This is a genomic window from Metabacillus idriensis (assembly GCF_050483325.1).
In the GTDB taxonomy this organism is placed as follows: Bacteria; Bacillota; Bacilli; order Bacillales; family Bacillaceae; genus Bacillus_P; species Bacillus_P idriensis_A.
Window position 1 is genome coordinate 114,742 of record NZ_JBCMYF010000032.1, and the last position, 16,615, is coordinate 131,356.

Annotated in this window: 21 protein-coding genes; 2 read left to right on the forward strand and 19 right to left on the reverse strand. The window is 40.8% G+C overall.

Going from position 1 to position 16,615, the window contains the following annotated elements; all coding sequences use genetic code 11:
• Positions 1-59: 59 nt before the first annotated feature.
• From ABEQ24_RS18470 to ABEQ24_RS18505, 8 genes are all read right to left on the reverse strand, one after another.
• Positions 60-824: a glycosyltransferase family 2 protein gene (locus tag ABEQ24_RS18470; RefSeq protein WP_430008175.1), complete on the reverse strand. Its 765-nt coding sequence runs from the start codon at positions 822-824 to the stop codon at positions 60-62.
• Positions 821-2,299: an alkaline phosphatase family protein gene (locus ABEQ24_RS18475; protein WP_430008176.1), complete on the reverse strand. Its 1,479-nt coding sequence runs from the start codon at positions 2,297-2,299 to the stop codon at positions 821-823. The genes ABEQ24_RS18470 and ABEQ24_RS18475 overlap by 4 nt, the downstream gene beginning before the upstream one ends.
• Positions 2,287-3,228, reverse strand: coding sequence for a lysylphosphatidylglycerol synthase transmembrane domain-containing protein (locus tag ABEQ24_RS18480; RefSeq protein WP_430008177.1), 942 nt, complete (start codon positions 3,226-3,228; stop codon positions 2,287-2,289). Before ABEQ24_RS18480 ends, ABEQ24_RS18475 begins: the two co-directional genes overlap by 13 nt.
• Positions 3,194-4,141, reverse strand: coding sequence for a GDP-mannose 4,6-dehydratase (locus tag ABEQ24_RS18485; protein WP_430008178.1), 948 nt, complete (start codon positions 4,139-4,141; stop codon positions 3,194-3,196). The genes ABEQ24_RS18480 and ABEQ24_RS18485 overlap by 35 nt, the downstream gene beginning before the upstream one ends.
• A gap of 78 nt (positions 4,142-4,219) precedes the next feature.
• Complete coding sequence (locus ABEQ24_RS18490; RefSeq protein WP_430008179.1) at positions 4,220-5,413, reverse strand: hypothetical protein; 1,194 nt, start codon at positions 5,411-5,413, stop codon at positions 4,220-4,222.
• A gap of 117 nt (positions 5,414-5,530) precedes the next feature.
• Entirely contained in the window at positions 5,531-7,138 is a 1,608-nt protein-coding gene (locus ABEQ24_RS18495; RefSeq protein ID WP_430008180.1) for an ABC1 kinase family protein, read from the reverse strand.
• 30 nt (positions 7,139-7,168) lie between these two features.
• On the reverse strand, positions 7,169-7,765 hold the full coding sequence (locus ABEQ24_RS18500) for a TetR/AcrR family transcriptional regulator (protein WP_430008181.1): 597 nt from the start codon (positions 7,763-7,765) through the stop codon (positions 7,169-7,171).
• 216 nt (positions 7,766-7,981) lie between these two features.
• Positions 7,982-8,596, reverse strand: coding sequence for a PH domain-containing protein (locus ABEQ24_RS18505; protein WP_070874478.1), 615 nt, complete (start codon positions 8,594-8,596; stop codon positions 7,982-7,984).
• A 203-nt stretch (positions 8,597-8,799) separates the two neighbouring features.
• Between ABEQ24_RS18505 and ABEQ24_RS18510 the strand changes: the two genes are divergently transcribed.
• The gene (locus ABEQ24_RS18510; protein WP_430008182.1) at positions 8,800-9,333 is read left to right on the forward strand and encodes a DUF6944 family repetitive protein; all 534 of its coding nucleotides are present in this window, start codon (positions 8,800-8,802) and stop codon (positions 9,331-9,333) included.
• A gap of 57 nt (positions 9,334-9,390) precedes the next feature.
• On the opposite strand, the gene ABEQ24_RS18515 is transcribed toward ABEQ24_RS18510, so the two are convergent.
• Positions 9,391-10,803, reverse strand: a complete 1,413-nt coding sequence (locus ABEQ24_RS18515) for an MBL fold metallo-hydrolase (protein ID WP_430008183.1) — start codon at positions 10,801-10,803, stop codon at positions 9,391-9,393.
• A gap of 189 nt (positions 10,804-10,992) precedes the next feature.
• Between ABEQ24_RS18515 and ABEQ24_RS18520 the strand changes: the two genes are divergently transcribed.
• The gene (locus ABEQ24_RS18520; protein WP_430008184.1) at positions 10,993-11,352 is read left to right on the forward strand and encodes a YidH family protein; all 360 of its coding nucleotides are present in this window, start codon (positions 10,993-10,995) and stop codon (positions 11,350-11,352) included.
• Positions 11,353-11,387: 35 nt separating this feature from the next.
• On the opposite strand, the gene ABEQ24_RS18525 is transcribed toward ABEQ24_RS18520, so the two are convergent.
• From ABEQ24_RS18525 to ABEQ24_RS18570, 10 genes are all read right to left on the reverse strand, one after another.
• A complete protein-coding gene (locus tag ABEQ24_RS18525; RefSeq protein ID WP_430008185.1) occupies positions 11,388-12,164 on the reverse strand; it encodes a sulfite exporter TauE/SafE family protein in 777 nt (258 codons plus the stop codon).
• A gap of 49 nt (positions 12,165-12,213) precedes the next feature.
• Positions 12,214-12,441, reverse strand: coding sequence for a sulfurtransferase TusA family protein (locus tag ABEQ24_RS18530; protein WP_430008186.1), 228 nt, complete (start codon positions 12,439-12,441; stop codon positions 12,214-12,216).
• A 25-nt stretch (positions 12,442-12,466) separates the two neighbouring features.
• A complete protein-coding gene (locus ABEQ24_RS18535) occupies positions 12,467-13,594 on the reverse strand; it encodes an MBL fold metallo-hydrolase (protein WP_430008187.1) in 1,128 nt (375 codons plus the stop codon).
• A 46-nt stretch (positions 13,595-13,640) separates the two neighbouring features.
• Positions 13,641-14,207: a sulfurtransferase TusA family protein gene (locus ABEQ24_RS18540; protein WP_430008188.1), complete on the reverse strand. Its 567-nt coding sequence runs from the start codon at positions 14,205-14,207 to the stop codon at positions 13,641-13,643.
• A gap of 50 nt (positions 14,208-14,257) precedes the next feature.
• Positions 14,258-14,545, reverse strand: a complete 288-nt coding sequence (locus ABEQ24_RS18545; RefSeq protein WP_430008189.1) for a rhodanese-like domain-containing protein — start codon at positions 14,543-14,545, stop codon at positions 14,258-14,260.
• A 13-nt stretch (positions 14,546-14,558) separates the two neighbouring features.
• Positions 14,559-14,918: a rhodanese-like domain-containing protein gene (locus ABEQ24_RS18550; protein WP_430008190.1), complete on the reverse strand. Its 360-nt coding sequence runs from the start codon at positions 14,916-14,918 to the stop codon at positions 14,559-14,561.
• A 27-nt stretch (positions 14,919-14,945) separates the two neighbouring features.
• The gene (locus ABEQ24_RS18555; protein ID WP_133312639.1) at positions 14,946-15,425 is read right to left on the reverse strand and encodes a DsrE/DsrF/DrsH-like family protein; all 480 of its coding nucleotides are present in this window, start codon (positions 15,423-15,425) and stop codon (positions 14,946-14,948) included.
• Between the two features lie 177 nt (positions 15,426-15,602).
• The gene (locus ABEQ24_RS18560; RefSeq protein ID WP_430008191.1) at positions 15,603-15,824 is read right to left on the reverse strand and encodes a sulfurtransferase TusA family protein; all 222 of its coding nucleotides are present in this window, start codon (positions 15,822-15,824) and stop codon (positions 15,603-15,605) included.
• 84 nt (positions 15,825-15,908) lie between these two features.
• Positions 15,909-16,169 carry a metal-sensitive transcriptional regulator gene (locus ABEQ24_RS18565; RefSeq protein WP_070874466.1) on the reverse strand — a complete coding sequence of 87 codons (261 nt, stop codon included), beginning with the start codon at positions 16,167-16,169 and terminating at the stop codon, positions 15,909-15,911.
• Positions 16,170-16,186: 17 nt separating this feature from the next.
• A complete protein-coding gene (locus ABEQ24_RS18570) occupies positions 16,187-16,543 on the reverse strand; it encodes a hypothetical protein (protein WP_430008192.1) in 357 nt (118 codons plus the stop codon).
• Positions 16,544-16,615: the final 72 nt, after the last annotated feature.

A 16,615-nucleotide genomic window follows, 5' to 3' on the forward strand; every position in this document is an offset into this window, starting at 1 on the left:
AACAATGATAATGATTCTCATTTTTATTGTCAATAAAAAATAAGAAAATAAAAAATACTCTAGGAGCATTTCTTATTTTCTCTAAATGAATGCAAAACATGTGCACTTTTATTTATGGACACTTTTTTAGCTGGACGGCGCATTTCTTTTATAATGGCCGGAATGACAGATGACACATACTTTCTGAATTTAATAAAGGATTGACCTTCAGTTCTGACTTGATAGGTAATCGGCACTTCCTGAACACGAAACCCTTTGCGGACAAGGTTCAGGGTGACTACCTGAGCGTAATTATAGTCATGAATAATCTCAGCATGCATGGTTGCCTGGCGGGAAAAAGCTCTCATTCCTGACTGGCCATCGTAAATCCATTTTTTAAGAAGCAGTGACTGCAGCAGGGTAAAACAGTAGTTTCCCAATCTGCGGTGCAGCTTCATCCCTTTAATTGAGCCGAGAAACCTCGATCCCATCGTATAATCCGCTTCGCCTGCAAAAATCGGCTGAAGCAGGCTCGGGATTTCATCCGCCGGATATTCATTATCAGCATCAATCATCACTGCAATATCCGCCCCAAGCTCATAGCTATGCTTGAGACCCGTTCGGACAGCAGCACCCAGACCCCCATTCTTCTTCAAAGAGAGGATATGGTCTGCGCCTGCTGCTCTGGCTGTTCTAACCGTATTATCTGTTGAACCATCATCTATGACGAGCACTTCCACGGCGACTTCTTCATGAAAATGACGCGGCACGTTCTTGATGACAGGCCCAATTGATTTTTCCTCATTGTAAGCCGGCAAAAAAACGACTATTTTCTGTTTCTTCATTCAGCGTTCCCTTCCTTCTGAAAGGCCTCAGTAAGCACAGGACCCCTGCTGTGCGAGGGATATGGCGCTCCAAGTAAATAAGCAAGCGTCGGCGCGACAGACACGAGGCTGTGCTTCTCCTCTACCACCCTGCCCTTTTGAATGGCTGGTCCATACATGAAAAATGGCACAATCCGCTCGCCTTCATCAAGATGGCCGTGACCGCCAATCCCATCAGCCTGTCCATGATCGGCACAAATGATACAGGTTGTATTCTCAGCTTTACCGGTCTCTTTTAAATGCTCTATAAAGTTTTTGACCAGCTGATCGGCCTCTTTTATTTTTTGAAGATATTCATCATAAAATACACCTCTGCTGTGACCCGTCTGATCGGTTGAAATCAGCTGGACAATAAAGAGCTCAGGATCCTGTTCATCCATGATCTGCTTCGCTTTTTCCATAATCTTATAATCCACAACATCGTTTTTCATCACAGCCGTGAATGTCTCCACATCATCACCGAACGCATCGACTAAATGGGCAACAGCAAGCATCTTTCCTTTTTTCTTAACACGTCTGAGCGAATCAAAGATGCTTTCTGTACGGACTCCGAAGCGCCAGACCATATTTGATTTGATCCCATGCTCAAACGGATAGGTTCCGGTGAACATTGATGAAAAGCAGACGACCGTTCTCGCAGGATAGACCGTCTCCATTTTCGCAAATTCTGTTCCGTTTTTACGGAGATAATCTAAATAGGGGGTATCCGCTTCTTCAAATCGTTCCTTTCTCATTCCATCAATGACAATCACCACTACCTTGTCATTGACTCCTTTTTCAGGCACTTCCGCATTATGGGTGTACGATGAAACCGGCTTTGGCTTCCAGTCAAACAGGTATTTATGAAGAATGAACGTATAAATCAGCAGTGATCCATAAAACAGGAGAAGAGACTGCCAGTTTAAATCCTGAACGGAACCTCCATTTGAAAGGATGTTGAAGGAATAATCCCATAAAGACAGAATGAGAATGAATTTTGGAAGCTGCTCCTGAGCATTTCCGCTGGTAGAATCACTGTTTTTAAGGACCAGTTTCCAAAAACGGGTGAAATTCATCCAGGACGTTCCGATTCGCAAATGATAATAAAACGTTCCCCAGAAAAAAACCGTGAAAAAGAAATATAAACCGGCTGCAAACAGGAGAAGTCCGATGTTAGCCCCTTCGAACACAATTAAATAAGCAATAATAGGAATCCATAAATAATTTCTTAAAAATAATGGAAAATCGTAAAGATAATAAATAACGAGCAATGGGACGATAAAAATAAGGGATATAGCAAAAGCTGGCCAAAACGCGCCTTCTCCTAATAGATAGAAGTGAAACAATAAAAAGGTTCCCACAGAAAAAATAGGAGTAAAGGGTTTGCCCTCATTTAACAAATTCCAGCACCACGCAGCTATTTTTTCAAACTTGGATGCTTGTTTTACTTTCTCCACCTCAACCTCTCCTTTCTCTTCATAAAATAGGTCAGCTCTCTTACCTGGAGCGGCAATAATAGAAAAGCTGCAATTCCTCCTGCATAAGAGAAAACAAACTTAAATCCGTGACTGATCACGGCATATTCATAGGCTTCCTTCATGCTTGCTCCCGTTATATTAAGAGCAAATGTCATCACGGTTTCGTATGTGCCGACGCCTCCAGGTGTGACCTGAAATACCTGTCCGGAAATGGTTACACTATTAACCCAGACAGCCTCCATAAAAGAAAGGCTTTCAGGTGAGGCGATGCCAAAAATGACAACTGCTTCAAAAATCCAGCTTAAGGAAATAAGGAGGATAATGACTGCACCAAGCAAACCTCTGAATCCTTGTTTCACTTGACTAATCTGTTCTTTCAGAAAGCCTGGAAACTTTATCTTTACAGTTATAAAAACAGCTGCTGCCCCCATTGCCAAAACGGCGAGGACCGGTAAATTCACCTGTAATTTTCCATACAGGTACAAAAGGCCGGTCCCTGAGAAAATAACAAGAATTAGCATATCCAGTATCCTTAGGACAACCACCGAATGTGCCGCTTGCAAAAGCGTCACTTCTTTATCATTTTTAAATACGGCTGCCCGGACAGCATCTCCGACTTTTAATGGTGATAAATGATTAATGAACAAACTGTACAGCAGACCGGCAAGACATTTTTGCAGAGAGACTTTATTCTGCAAATAAAGTCTCCAGGCAAAAGCACGAAGGACAAAAGCTGCTGAATAAAAAATGACAAGCGCAAGCAATAAAAAAGGCTTTTCCAAAAGCGACATCAGCTGCTTATATAAAGAAGCCGGCTGAAAAACCAGTATGCTTAACCAGATAAACAGCAGGGTTAAAGCAATTCCAATCAGTTTAAATAATATCGGGATGTTCCTTAGCCCACGCAACGGTTTGTTCAAATCCTTCCTTAAAAGATATAGAAGGGTTATATCCAAGCTTTAACCTTGCTTTGGAGATATCTGCCCAAGTAGAGGTTACATCGCCTTTTCTCGCTTTTCCGTATTGAAGCTCAACATTTGGAAAGTGTGATCTCAGCTGATTAATAACCTCCGTCATGAGCACAGGACGTCCTGAACCGAGATTATATACATCACTTTCAGAAGACCCAAGCGTGAGCATAATTCCCGTCACAATATCATCAATATATGTATAGTCACGCCCTGTTCCTTGTCCAAAAATGGACAGGTTCTGATTGTTCATGATTCGTCTTATAAATGTGGAAAATGCCATATCCGGCCTTCCCCAAGGCCCATAGACAGTAAAAAAACGAAGAATGTTCAGTTGAAAACCATACATGTGGCGATAAGCGTGACAGAGGGATTCTGCCCCCATTTTCGAGGCTGCATAAGGGGATAGAACTCTTCCTGTAACCATATCTTCCGACAGCGGCACATCAAACTGTTCCCCATAGACAGATGAGGAGGAAGCAAAGATGACATGTTTAACCTGATGTTCACCTGCACATGCCAGAATATGATTTGTTCCTTGAATATTAACATCAATATAAGCGGATGGATTCTGCAGGGAGGGGCTTACTCCGGCAAGCGCTCCTAAATGGACAATCGCCTCAGGCTTCTCCATCTTAGTGATACTCATAAGCTTTTCTCTATCCAGCAAGTCACATTCATAATAAGGAACACTGCCCGCTCTATTTACTTGCTGTAATTGATAAAGCTTTCTTGGATTCCGTTCGGCAAGGTCCAGATTGTCCAGCAGGATAGGCTGGTTTCCGCTCTTCAAAAGCCGAATGGCAAGATGGCTGCCGATAAACCCTGCACCGCCAGTAATAAGTGTTTTCATATTTTCTCCTTATGCCTTGCGTTTTGTGTAAAAAGAAGAAACCTTGTCCGCAAACAAGGCTCCTTCTTTTATAACATATTATTTTGCTTTTTCAATGAGATTATTTAAGCTCTCTTCTAAAAGCGGCATGTATTGATCTGCAGCTTCCTTGTCATTTGCTTTGGCAGCATCTAAATAGCCTTGAGCATTTTCAGTAAGCTTAGTCGTTTCTTCTTCTCCAAGAATCGTTTTGATGTCATTTTCAATGATGTTAATGAATAATGCACCTTCAATGGCTGTGATCGAACCTTTTTCCTCACCGAAGGCTTCTTTGCTTTCTTCATACTCATGAAGGGCAATCTTTGCAAAGCCACGTACAAATGCTTTGTTGATCATTTCTGCATCAAGTGTTTTAGTGTCTGTCTGCAAATCAAGCTGTTTCAGGATGTAATCAGCATCTTCAGCTGCATGCTTTTGCAGGTAAGGATAAACGGATTGATAAAACGCCCATCCTTCAGCCTGTTCGATTTTTGCTTCTGTTTCATCTGTTTTAGCCGCTTCAGATGCCTTTGTTGCATATCCGTTCGGCAAAGCGCCTACCGCATAATAGAATGTCTTCATTAAAGTTTTATCAACCACTTGTTTTCCAAGTGAGAACGAAAGCTTATCTTCGCTTTCAATTGCTTTTTTCATTTCATCAAAGCCGCCTGCGATGACATCCTGCATATTTGATTCATAGGCAGCATCCCTTTTCTCAACCGTTCCTTCAATGGCTCCATAAAAACTCATTGCTTCTTCGTATTCTTCCATGACTTCTTCTTTATTGCCCCAGTTTTCATCAATCTCTGTGAACTCATGGCGCATCGTCTGGAAGAATTCTTTTTGCATCAATTTATCAAAAAGCTGTCTGACAACGACAGGATTCATTTCTTCATTTTTTCCTGCTTCTAGGGCAGCAGTAATCGTTTGATCGATATCCTCGCCAAATTCCGCGTCACGCTGTTTTACGAGCGTTTGCAGATCGCTTTTATATAATTCTTCTACTTTAGAAAAATCAACTTCTTGATCTTCCTTCGCTTTATCAAGCTCAGCAACAGCATCTGTATATGCCTTCACAACCGCTTCCGGCTCTGATGATGCTTCTTTTTCAGTTTTTTCTTCAGCAGTTGATTTAGTCTGTTCTTCGGTACCCGCTTTTTCCTCTTTATCGTTTGACGCAGTTTCCTTTGCGCAACCGCTGATTAGCAGTGCTGATGCAAGTGCTGCAGATAGAATCGTCCACTTAAATGACATGTTGTTTTCCCCCTGTAATGTCGTTGATAATAATTTTCAATAAGTCCTCCGTCATTATAATAGAGAACGATTCTCATTGTCAATGTAATTTTGATATTCTGTCAATGGGGTTAAGCCTTAGTTCAAAGCTTTCAGCCACTTTCTCTGCCTGATTCCGCATGAGAAATACATGAAAGCCGAAAACCCGGCAATACCTGAAGATCCATACAAGATAACAGGATTCTGCAAATGGTATCCAGCAAAGAAACCAGCAGCTCCAAGCAAACCTAAAAAGAAATACTGCCGTTTTTGATTTTCATAGATTCTAAAAACAAATTCCGTTTTCTGCTTTCTTTCTTCAAGATCCAGTCGTCTCTTTGGCGATTCTAACAGCCCGGCCAGCAAAGGGACAAACTGAAAAATCTGGAGAGAGGATACCCACTTTAACAGGAGCTTCCATTGATTTTGCGAATTTTTTTTCATCCAATCTATAAAAACAGGTTTAATGACTTCCAGAGTTTCTTTTTCAGGCAAAAGAGTATGAATGATCCCTTCAATAGTCGCAATGGAGCGCCCTAAAAATACAAATCTTGTGGGAACCTGAACAGGAAGTGATTTGACCATATGATTCAATTCTTTATTTAATGCAATCATATCAAGCTCTTTCAGCTTGTTGAATTGAAATGACAAGGCCTCTTCCAGAAGTTTTTCAATTGCCGCATGGTTTGCGCCTGGAAGCAAAAAACCCAGCTGCGATAGACTGTCAGCAGCCTTAGAATAATTCTTCAGCAATATTGCCTCCAGGAGATCCTGAAAAAGAGCTGCATCTCTTTTAGATATTTCTCCAATCATTCCAAAGTCAAGCAGGATGATGGTTCCATCCTCTTTTAACAGAACATTTCCCGAATGAGGATCAGCATGGAAGATGCCCGCCTCAAGCCACTGCGGAAGAAAGATCCCAGCTAAATTTTCTGCTGTGTCTAACCTGTTAATTTGATTGGCTTCAACAAACTCAGTATCCGTTATCCGTGTTCCTTCCACCCATTCCATAACAAGAACTTCTGATGTGGAAAGCTCATCATAGACGGCGGGAATGACAAGCTTATCCGCGTCTTTAAATCGTTCCCGGAAGAAACAGGCAGACTCCTTTTCTTTTACAAAATCAAGCTCCCTTTCAATGACCTGCTTAATCTCTTTATAAAGCAGATTAAAATCAATAAAACCTTTAGGAACTGGGGCAAATCGGCGGGCAAACCACATTATCATGGCAAGAGAGCGAAAATCCACGTCTACAATCGATCTGATCGCTGGACGCTGCACTTTTATGGCAACCTCTGATCCATTAAGCAGTCTTCCTCTGAAAACCTCTCCAATTGAAGCGGAAGCGACCGCTTCAGGATTGATGAATTGCAAATGGGCTTTAATCGGGCAGCCCCACTCCCTTTCAAGAACTTCTTTTACTTCATTCCATTGTGAAGGAGGAACTTGATCAACAAGATCCTGAATTTGCCGTACAAATCCATTCGGCAGCAGATCTGCACGAATACTTAGGAGCTGTCCTACTTTAATCAGCAGCCCTTCTAATTCGAAGAGGATTTCACGAAAACGGCATCCTGCCTTTTCCCAGAATCTTTCCCACTCTTCTTCGGATTTTCTGCTGATCCTGAACCAATAGACCTGAATAAAAATCGAACACGCAAATGAGAGCACCTTCCACATCCGGTATGCCTTGCTGTGATTTTTCATAGATTTTCTCCTCCGCTCAGTAAGCCATTGTTATTCCTTAATTAAAAACTGACTCATCATCGCAAGCATCATATCCATCATCCGCACGTATTCAGAACCGATTTCCTCCTGCTGAAGCGCCAAAAGAAAAATGCTTTTCAGCAATGCTGCCACAGTCTCAGGAGGATGATCGTTCAAATATCCGTCCTCTTTCCACGAAAGAACTAATGCACGGATTTCAAGATCATCATTTTGTGAGTGAGCGTCCAATTGTTCCTTGGGCAAAGTTCGCATAAGATGATTCATTTCTTCCGAATTAACCTTGTTCATCAACGGATTTTCTTCAATATATGAAAGTGCTCCTTTCATTTTTGATTGAAAGCTTTCCCTCGGTGAAAGTCCCGGAATGAGTAATTCACTAAAAAATTGCGTGCGCATTTCGTTTTCAAGTTCCTCCAGAATTTCGAAGAACAGCACTTCCTTAGACGGATAAAATTTATAAAAAGCCCCTTTAGAGATCCCGGCTGCTCTTGTTAAATCTTCTACATTTGTTTTTCGTATTCCGTGAAGTTCCAGCATTTCTTTGCCTTTCTCAAGTAAAACTTTTTGGATTCTTTGTTTTTCATGTACTGTAAATGCTCTTGGCATCTGGTTCAATCCTTCCTGAATCTCTGTGACTGATTTGTTTTCATAGTCACATAATACTTACAAAATCCAATTTAATCCATCATTTTCTTTCGACAAATAAACAAAAGCGCAGGCGCTTGACGAATATATCCTTTTTGCGAGATCCACCATCTTTATAATGCTTATTTCTCTAAACAACAAAAAAAGTCTGCCCGAATAGGAGCAGACTTTCTATCATCAGTTATTAATATATTTTTCAAAAACTTCGCCGAAATCTTTAATATGATACTGCTCGCGGACAGAAGTCATCCAAGTAAAGCCAAAATCAGTCAGATCTCTGTATGTATCAGAGAGCTTATTGTTGTCTGTTCTGGAGTTTTGAAGGATGTTTACGGCTTTATCAAGACTGCTTGATGCCATATCTATGTATATAGCATTTTCATGAGTGATTTCAGCAATTCGAAGAAGAGATTTATATAAGTCTTTCAGCTGTTCAATTTGATCTTTTCTTACATCAATATCAAACCTTTGGCTGCCGAGGCTGAATTTAATTTCTACATCCATATCAATTTTACCTGCTGTCTCAAGCATTACATCTGAAAATTTATACTGTGCATAAGGATAGCGTTTGAGTGTTCTTTTAGAAGAAACGGCATTTGCTCCATCTACATGAATAAAAGAAAGATTTGTAAAGCAATATTCATCTGCCTTTGTCTTAATTAAAAAATAGATCTTCTCATTATCCTCATGCATCACATAATCATCTGCATCCGTTTTGTCATAATCAGCCGGACTGATAATCGTACCAATATCGGATAACCCTAATGCCTCTGAAGCTAGTTTTTTAAACATGGCTTTTTCATCCTTCCTTTTTTGCATCTCCCTAATTTTAACAAGAGACTGCGAGAATGAAAACTCTTTTCTTTGCGTGTCAGGAACACTTTTTTGTTAAAAATGAGACAAGCGCCAATTTATTGACCGAAAAGTTACACTCATATTCGACATTGCATATCTTATAAAATAGAATCGGAGAACTGTAGAGTAGGCGGTAAACGATGAGCAATAAAGAGAAAGCGGTATTTGGAGCGTGGATTCAGGCAATCGGGACAGTTACTGCAGCTGTTGGAAGCACACCCTCAAATGTCCTCACAGAGCAGCAGCTTGAAAACTTAAATTTATGGGGGAATGTTCTGCAGGGCACTGGCAATGCAATCCTTGCAGATACAATTGACTCATTTAACTTAAATAAAATCGGCAATATGATTCAGGCAATCGGGAACTCAACAGTTGTCACAGGAATTATCATTGATTTCAGCGAACGCACTCAGACACTTCTTGATGTTCAAGGAAATCTCCTTCAGGCGACAGGAGGGGGTTTAAGCATTGCCTATTCATTAGAGCAGGAGAAGTCGATCGAACAGCTGTACAGTATATACGGCAATCTTCTTCAGGCAATCGGAAATTCCATGCAGGCCATTTCAGGCGGCATGCAGCTTCGGAATGAAGATCCTGGAAACCTCAACACCGTCGGAAGCTGGATTCAGGCGATTGGATCCATTATCTCAGCCATTGGAGAAACGAAATACTGAATACCTGCTAAGGAAAGAAGGGCAGCATCATTTTAGACACTGCCCTTTCTTTATTTATTACTCACCTTTTGTCGTTGGAAGATTTCCGTTTTCCCATGATGCGTATCCGCCTTTTATATTGATGGCATTTTTAAACCCTTCCGCCTGCAAAAGACTCATCGCAATCGCTGATCGAACACCAGATTGACAATGGACAAGCAGCTGTTTACCTTTAGGAATTTCATCGATTCGATCGCTGATCGTGCCTAACATAATATGTTTGGCTTCCAGGATATGACCCTCTTCCCATTCAGCATCATTTCTGACGTCAATTACTGCGTACTCATCAGGGTTCTTCCTCAGCTTTTCATCAGCTTCTGCTGCAGTAATCTCTTTGTAGGATTCATACTCATCAAGCTTACCAATTGCATCCGGCTCAATATAAGCTTCAGTTCCGTCCAACCCCACTGATTCAAGCATTCTTACAGCCTGTTCCAGCTGGGTCCTTTCACAGATTAAAATGGCGGGCTGATCATAATTTAATAACCACCCTGACCAATTAGCAAAAGTTTTATTAAAAGGAATATTGAGACTGCCTTTATAGTGCTTTTTCTTGAACGATTCAGCAGGTCTTAGATCGATAATCTGAGTTCCTTGGCGTTCTGCAAGCTCTTTTGCGGAAGCTAATTTGATCAGTTCTTTTTCTTTCAGAAACTCCGGACCTTCTTTGTTTACTTTTTTCATTAACGCAAAATATTTTGGAGGCTCTGGCTGCCCTTTCAGGAGTTCTTCTGCAAACTCGTCCTTATTTTCAAGCTGAAAGGCCCAGTTGTTCATCTTTTCGTATCCGGCTGTTGTAACAGGGACCGCCCCAAGCGACTTACCGCAGGAACTGCCTGCTCCATGGGCAGGCCATACCTGCAAGTAATCAGGCAGTTCTTTAAATTTTCGAATAGAATCAAACATCGAAGCCGCACCTGATTCAGCAGTTCCTGACACCCCCGCTGCCTTTTCAAGAAGATCAGGCCTCCCGACATCGCCGACAAAAACGAAATCTCCCGTAAAAATCCCCATTGGAACATCTGAGCCTCCGCCCTTATCTGTCAGCAGAAATGATAGACTCTCCGGTGTATGGCCTGGTGTATGTATCACTTTTATCTCGATTTTGCCTATCATGAAGTGCGAACCGTCTTTGATTAATTGATGATCGAGCTCACCTGCAAACGCATATTTCCAATTTTCATCGCCTTCATCTGATAAAAATAACTTGGCATTTGTCATTTTTGCAAGCTCTCTGGAACCAGAGACGTAATCCGCATGAATATGAGTTTCAGTGATTGCCGATATATCAAACCCCTCTTTCTTTGCCGTTTCAAGATAAGGAGCAATGTGCCGCGCAGGATCTACCACCAAAGCCTCACCTGTTTTTTGGCACCCGATTAAATAGGACATGTGTGCAAGGTTTTCATCAAAAAATGAACGAAAGAACATATTGAAGCCTCCTATGCATTTTTTCAGAGAAGAAAATACCCCCCTCTGTATACATTCTATTTCCTTTATGGTTTCTTCCAAAACATTATTTATTGAAACAAAGGTATTCTAAGAAAAGATAAAAACATTTGTAAAAATACCCTATATAGTATTTAATGGAAGTAGAAGTCCTTTAATGGAGTGAGTGCATTGAAAAAAACAGTCAGTTCAAATTACATACAGCAGCATCTTGCGAATGAAAGAACCTACCTTGCCTGGATCAGAACCTCGATTGCCATTATCGGTATTGGTTTTTTGATGACGAACATCCATTTCACCTTTTTGTCTAAGCTCTCCTCTCTTGCAGACACTATTACAATGGGCACTGGGATCGTTTCAATCATCTCGGGAATAGCGATTGTCCTTTTTTCGACTTATGACTATTTGAAAAAAATGAAACAGATTGATGCTCAGACGTTTGAGCCCTCGAAGAAGATTGTTATTTTTCTCTCGTTTATTATCTTAATATTCATCTTGGGGTTTGCCTTTTATTTTATGATCATTATTTAACCTAAAAAGCAGCGGAATTTTCCCCGCTGCTTTGTTTATAAAATATCCATCCAAATCTTCACTGCAGTCGCAAAAATCAGGACCGCGAGGATGATTTGAAGCACTTTCGTGTTTACTTTTTTTCCTGCAATCGCTCCAAGAGGAGAAGCAATTAAACTTGCCGCAACCATGATGAGCGCAGGGTAGTAGTCAACCTGTCCCGTGGTGATTTTCCCGACTGTTGCGCCAATCGATGAAATGAACGTGATGGCGAGAGATGACGCTATCGTCATGCGTGTAGGAATCTTCAGCACCACAAGCATGATCGGCACCAATAAGAAGGCTCCTGCTGCGCCTACAATCCCAGACCCGACACCTACGATTAAAGCAAGGACAGCTGCAAGCCATTTATTAAAGGTCACCTGATCAAGAGGAATATCATCGATCCCCTTTTTAGGTATAAACATCATAATAGCCGCAATCAGTGCGAGGATGCCATAGAAGAGGTTGATTCCCTCCTCAGACATCGTCTTCGAACCGAATCCTCCGATAAAGCTTCCGATCAGAATACTTGCACCCATATAAATGATCAGCGTTTTATTTAAGTATCTGCCTTTTCTGTAGGCCCATACCCCGCCTATAGTGGCAAAGAAAACTTGAACCGCACTGATGCCTGAAACCTCATGTGCGCTGAAAGCTGCTAAACCAAACAGCGGCGGTATATAAAGAAGCATCGGATATTTGATGATGGAACCGCCAATTCCGAGCATGCCGGAAATGTAAGAACCAATAAATCCGATTAAGAAAATGGTTATGATAAATGCAAAATCCACGGTTGTACCTCCTTATAAGTGAAGGGAACCTTTCATGGTTCCCTTCTTCTTATGCTTTTTTAATCCAGAACTTGAATACATTGCTTTCTTCTTCATGTTTTACAAGTTCATGTCCTCCCGATTTTGCCCATGCAGCGAGGTCATTTTTAGCCCCTTTATCTGTTGCATGAATTTCAAGCACCTGACCGCTTTCAAGGTCGTTCATTGCTTTCTTTGTTTTCACGATCGGCATCGGACATGCAAGTCCTTTTGCATCTACTATTTTTGCTGATTCCATGTCTAAATTCCTCCTATTTGTTTAATTATCGTACTGCACAGCGATTTGGACCAATTTCCATTTCACGCTGTTTTTCCTCATCAGGATTGATTTTTCCCATGTTGGTTTCACGGATTTCCTGATAAGCATTCGGCTGAGGCGGTAAATTCTCCGTAACAAGCTTTCTGAATTCGTTTTCGTCTTCAATGTTCAACCCGTGGTTCTTTGCAAACAGGTCACCCAATTTTTCAGAAACACTGCCGTCATCATTCAGTTCATCCATGATCATAAAGTGTGCCGGAAGGACGATTAACTCTTCAGATAACTCTTTATAGCGTGTATAAAGACTTTCTCTCAAATCACCTACCCAGTCTTCTGCCATACCGGCAAGATCAGGTCTTCCAATTGAATCAATGAATAAGATATCTCCAGATAAGAGGAACTTCTCATCAATCACAAATGATGTCGATCCGATCGTGTGGCCAGGAGAATACAATGCATGAATATTAATTGTTGTTCGGCCGATTGTGACATCTGTTCCGCCTTCTAATGGCTTGTATTCAAATGTAACTTCTCCTGCATCTTTAGGAGGCAGCCAATATGCTGCATTCGTTTTTTCAGCGATGATTCTTCCGCCTGAAATATGATCGGCATGAAGGTGCGTGTCAAATACATGCTTAATTTCTGCGCCCTTATCCTTTGCAAACTCAAGGTAAACATCAGTCATACGCGTAGAGTCAATAATTGCTGCTTCATTATTTGAGATAATCATATATGAAAGACAGCCTTTACCGATGCGAACGAATTGATAAATTTCGCCGCCATCCTTTAAATCTCCAACTTTTACAGGCTCTAAATGCTCACTCCAGGCTTTCATTCCGCCTTTTAGATAAGATACAGACAGCCCTTCCTCTGCAATCATCTCCCCTACCATAATGGATGATCCTTCTTTAGCACATACAACTAATACTTCTTGATCTGAAGGAATGCTGCCCATAATTTCTTCTACGCCATCAAGCAAATCAAAATAAGGGACATTCAGATAGCTGAAATTTTCACCTTCGATTTTCCAATCCTGAAAATCACTTTCGTTGCGCACATCCAAAATAAATAATGGTTCTTTGTTAAACACTTTTTTTGTTACTTCTTTTGCAGTCATAGCTTGTAAAGTCATTTCCTTTTACCCCCTAAGGTATATTTCCAGTTAAAAAAATTTACACTTAAATCTTTTCCGCTTTTCCAGACCATTCACTCATGCCCGGCACTACGTTTACTACGTTCGTGAAACCATTGTCAGCAAGCTTTTGAGCGGCAAAATCACTTCTGCTTCCTGTACGGCAAACTACGTAGATTTCATCTTCTTTATTTAACTCGTTCAAACGGTCTTCAAGTTCTCCAAGTGGAATAGAGACTGCATTTGGAATGTGATTAAATGCATATTCTGCTGCTTCACTCACATCCAGTACGACAATGTTCCCTGCTGCAAGTTTCTGTTCAAGTTCTCCATTGCTGCTTACATTTGGATACGTTCTTTCAGCCGTTTCTTCGCCTGATGATTTTCTTAAATAATGCTTTAAAACGTCTCCATCTTCAATCGTGCCTAAATACTGATGGCCTGAACTTCCTGCCCATGCCTTCAAGTCAGCCTTTGATCCTTTATCTGTTGCCAGAACCTCTAGAACCTGGCCTGCGTCTAAATCCTTCATTGCTTTTTTCGTTTTTACAATTGGCATTGGACATGCAAGTCCTTTTGCATCTAAAGTGATATCTGTTTTTAATGAGTTCATGAAGTATTCCTCCTATTTACCTGCTGGGGTATATATTAAAGTAAAAAAATTTATTCTGTTTTTCCATCCCAATCAAGCATACCGCCTGTCATATTAATGACCTTAAAACCTTGGCCTTCAAGGAATTGCGCGGCAAGTCCGCTTCTTCCTCCAGAACGGCAGACCATTGTGTATTCCTTTGATTTATCAAGCTCATGCATGCGGAATTCCAAAAGGCCCAATGGAATGTTTACTGCTCCAGGAATTTTCCCTGACGCTACTTCATCCGTTTCACGCACATCAATGACATTTAAAGTATCTAAAGCAGCTTCAACTTCTTTTGCAGTCAATTGTTTCATGTTCATTTCCTCCTTAATTCCAGGCGTTCATTCCGCCTTTTACGTTAGTTACCTCTTTAAATCCTAACTTTTTCAGTGTTTTGCTTGCTTTTTGGCTTCTCATTCCGCTTTGGCAGATGACGATAACCTCTTTATCCTTCGAAAGCTGGTTTGCTTTTTGTGTTAATTGGTGGATAGGAATATTTGTGAATCCTTTTAGATGATTCCCTTTAAACTCCCCTGGTGTACGCACATCAATCAGCTGTTTGTTTCTATTTTTCAATTCGGATTTCAGCTGCTCAGCTGATATTGATTTGATTCCTTTAACAGGAATGAAACGTTTGATGATGAAAAGAAGCAGCAGACCAATCAAAATATAATTAGCGATCTCCAAGCATGTTCACGCCTTTCTGGATTCATCTTAGATAAACAGATTGACATTGCCGTCTTCTGCATCTGCTAAATAAGCAGCAACACCTGCATATTCAATATTGTCCAAAAGCTCTTTCTCCTGAAGTCCGAGCAGATCCATCGTCATTGTACAAGCAACAAGCTTAATGTCCTGTTCCTGCGCCATTTCAATAAGCTGCGGAAGCGGAATCGCATTGTGTTTTTTCATGACGTCTTTAATCATCTTAGGCCCCATTCCGGCAAAGTTCATTTTTGAAAGCCCCATTTTATCTGCGCCTCTTGGCATCATTTTACCGAACATTTTCTCCATGAAGCCTTTTTTAACTGTAATAGGTTCATCTTTTCGAAGCGCATTTAAGCCCCAGAATGTGTGAAAAATTGTTACTTCATGGTCGTAAGCAGCTGCACCATTTGCAATAATATAAGCTGCCATTGCTTTATCATAATCACCGCTGAATAGAACGATTGTTGTTTTTTTTGTTTCAGTCATGTTGTTTTCCTCCTTGGTTATCCTTTTTTAGTAGAAAAGCGGAAGCGCCCGTTTAGCGCAGGCATGACAGATAAGGATCCGACAGAAAAGGCGCTTTTGCCTTTACTGGCGAAGCCGTTCTGGCCGAGGAGCCTGAGCGATGGAGCTAGACATCGAAGCGCAAAATTTTATGCTTTCTTATCTATTCAAAAAAACAAAAACATTATCTTCTTCTTTCATATCAACCATTTCATTGCCTGTAGAAGCAGCCCATGCCGTTAAATCATTTTTGGCGCCTTTATCTGTTGTAAGAACTTCTAAGATCTGGCCTGTTTCAAGATCATTCATCGCTTTTTTTGTTTTAACGATCGGCATCGGACATGCTAATCCTTTTGCATCTAAAACTTTATCAATATTCATTTCTTTTTCCTCCCTTTTTAAATTACCTTTACCCCTATGGGTATAATGTTAGTTAAAAATAAAGAGGGTGTCAACCCTTTTATTTTATCTGCTTCGCACAAGCAGATTTACGGCTTCTTTCACAAGTTCTTCTGTGTTTTCGCCTTCTTCATTTGCAGCACGGACGCATTCAACCAAGTTTGAGCTGACGACAACTCCAATTGTGCGGTCAATGGCTGTTCTGGTGGCAGAAAGCTGTGTAATCACATCTTTACAGTCTTTTTCTTCTTCCATCATACGTAAAATGCCCCTTAACTGGCCTTCAATCCGTTTCACCCGGTTTTTCATTTGATCGTTGTACTCCATATTGACTCTCCTTTCAATTATGCTGATTTCATCTCAGCACACTGTGTATTTGCAATCGTACATCCAGTGACCTGAAATCCTTTTTGCTTCAGAACGCGGATGCCAAAATTTCTTTGCATTTTATCCGATGCAATCACATGGATATTCTTTTGCTGGATCTCCATATAGTATCTGTTTAAATAGGCAATCGGAATGTTCATTGCACCAGGAATCGGATCTTTATATGACTCATTGTAGTCTCTTAAGTCTACAACATCTATTTTCCCCAAATCCTGCTCGGGCATCTTGCTGCAGCGGATTCCCCGTACCGGAAAATACCGATTATATATAAAAATAAATGTAAGTACTATTATACTTGTAATAAAATAAATCATCTATACCCTCCAAATTTCCTTGATGAAGGAATTGATGTGAACAAGACTTATAATATACCCCTTTGGGTATTT

What these genes read in the sequence shown, in the direction of transcription:
- ABEQ24_RS18470 (WP_430008175.1), bottom strand. Translation starts at nt 824, where the DNA reads ATGAAGAAACAGAAAATAGTCGTTTTTTTGCCGGCTTACAATGAGGAA.
- ABEQ24_RS18485 (WP_430008178.1), bottom strand. Translation starts at nt 4,141, where the DNA reads ATGAAAACACTTATTACTGGCGGTGCAGGGTTTATCGGCAGCCATCTT.
- ABEQ24_RS18490 (WP_430008179.1), bottom strand. Translation starts at nt 5,413, where the DNA reads ATGTCATTTAAGTGGACGATTCTATCTGCAGCACTTGCATCAGCACTG.
- ABEQ24_RS18495 (WP_430008180.1), bottom strand. Translation starts at nt 7,138, where the DNA reads ATGAAAAATCACAGCAAGGCATACCGGATGTGGAAGGTGCTCTCATTT.
- ABEQ24_RS18500 (WP_430008181.1), bottom strand. Translation starts at nt 7,765, where the DNA reads ATGCCAAGAGCATTTACAGTACATGAAAAACAAAGAATCCAAAAAGTT.
- ABEQ24_RS18505 (WP_070874478.1), bottom strand. Translation starts at nt 8,596, where the DNA reads ATGTTTAAAAAACTAGCTTCAGAGGCATTAGGGTTATCCGATATTGGT.
- ABEQ24_RS18510 (WP_430008182.1), top strand. Translation starts at nt 8,800, where the DNA reads ATGAGCAATAAAGAGAAAGCGGTATTTGGAGCGTGGATTCAGGCAATC.
- ABEQ24_RS18515 (WP_430008183.1), bottom strand. Translation starts at nt 10,803, where the DNA reads ATGTTCTTTCGTTCATTTTTTGATGAAAACCTTGCACACATGTCCTAT.
- ABEQ24_RS18530 (WP_430008186.1), bottom strand. Translation starts at nt 12,441, where the DNA reads ATGGAATCAGCAAAAATAGTAGATGCAAAAGGACTTGCATGTCCGATG.
- ABEQ24_RS18535 (WP_430008187.1), bottom strand. Translation starts at nt 13,594, where the DNA reads ATGACTTTACAAGCTATGACTGCAAAAGAAGTAACAAAAAAAGTGTTT.
- ABEQ24_RS18540 (WP_430008188.1), bottom strand. Translation starts at nt 14,207, where the DNA reads ATGAACTCATTAAAAACAGATATCACTTTAGATGCAAAAGGACTTGCA.
- ABEQ24_RS18545 (WP_430008189.1), bottom strand. Translation starts at nt 14,545, where the DNA reads ATGAAACAATTGACTGCAAAAGAAGTTGAAGCTGCTTTAGATACTTTA.
- ABEQ24_RS18555 (WP_133312639.1), bottom strand. Translation starts at nt 15,425, where the DNA reads ATGACTGAAACAAAAAAAACAACAATCGTTCTATTCAGCGGTGATTAT.
- ABEQ24_RS18560 (WP_430008191.1), bottom strand. Translation starts at nt 15,824, where the DNA reads ATGAATATTGATAAAGTTTTAGATGCAAAAGGATTAGCATGTCCGATG.
- ABEQ24_RS18565 (WP_070874466.1), bottom strand. Translation starts at nt 16,169, where the DNA reads ATGGAGTACAACGATCAAATGAAAAACCGGGTGAAACGGATTGAAGGC.
- ABEQ24_RS18570 (WP_430008192.1), bottom strand. Translation starts at nt 16,543, where the DNA reads ATGATTTATTTTATTACAAGTATAATAGTACTTACATTTATTTTTATA.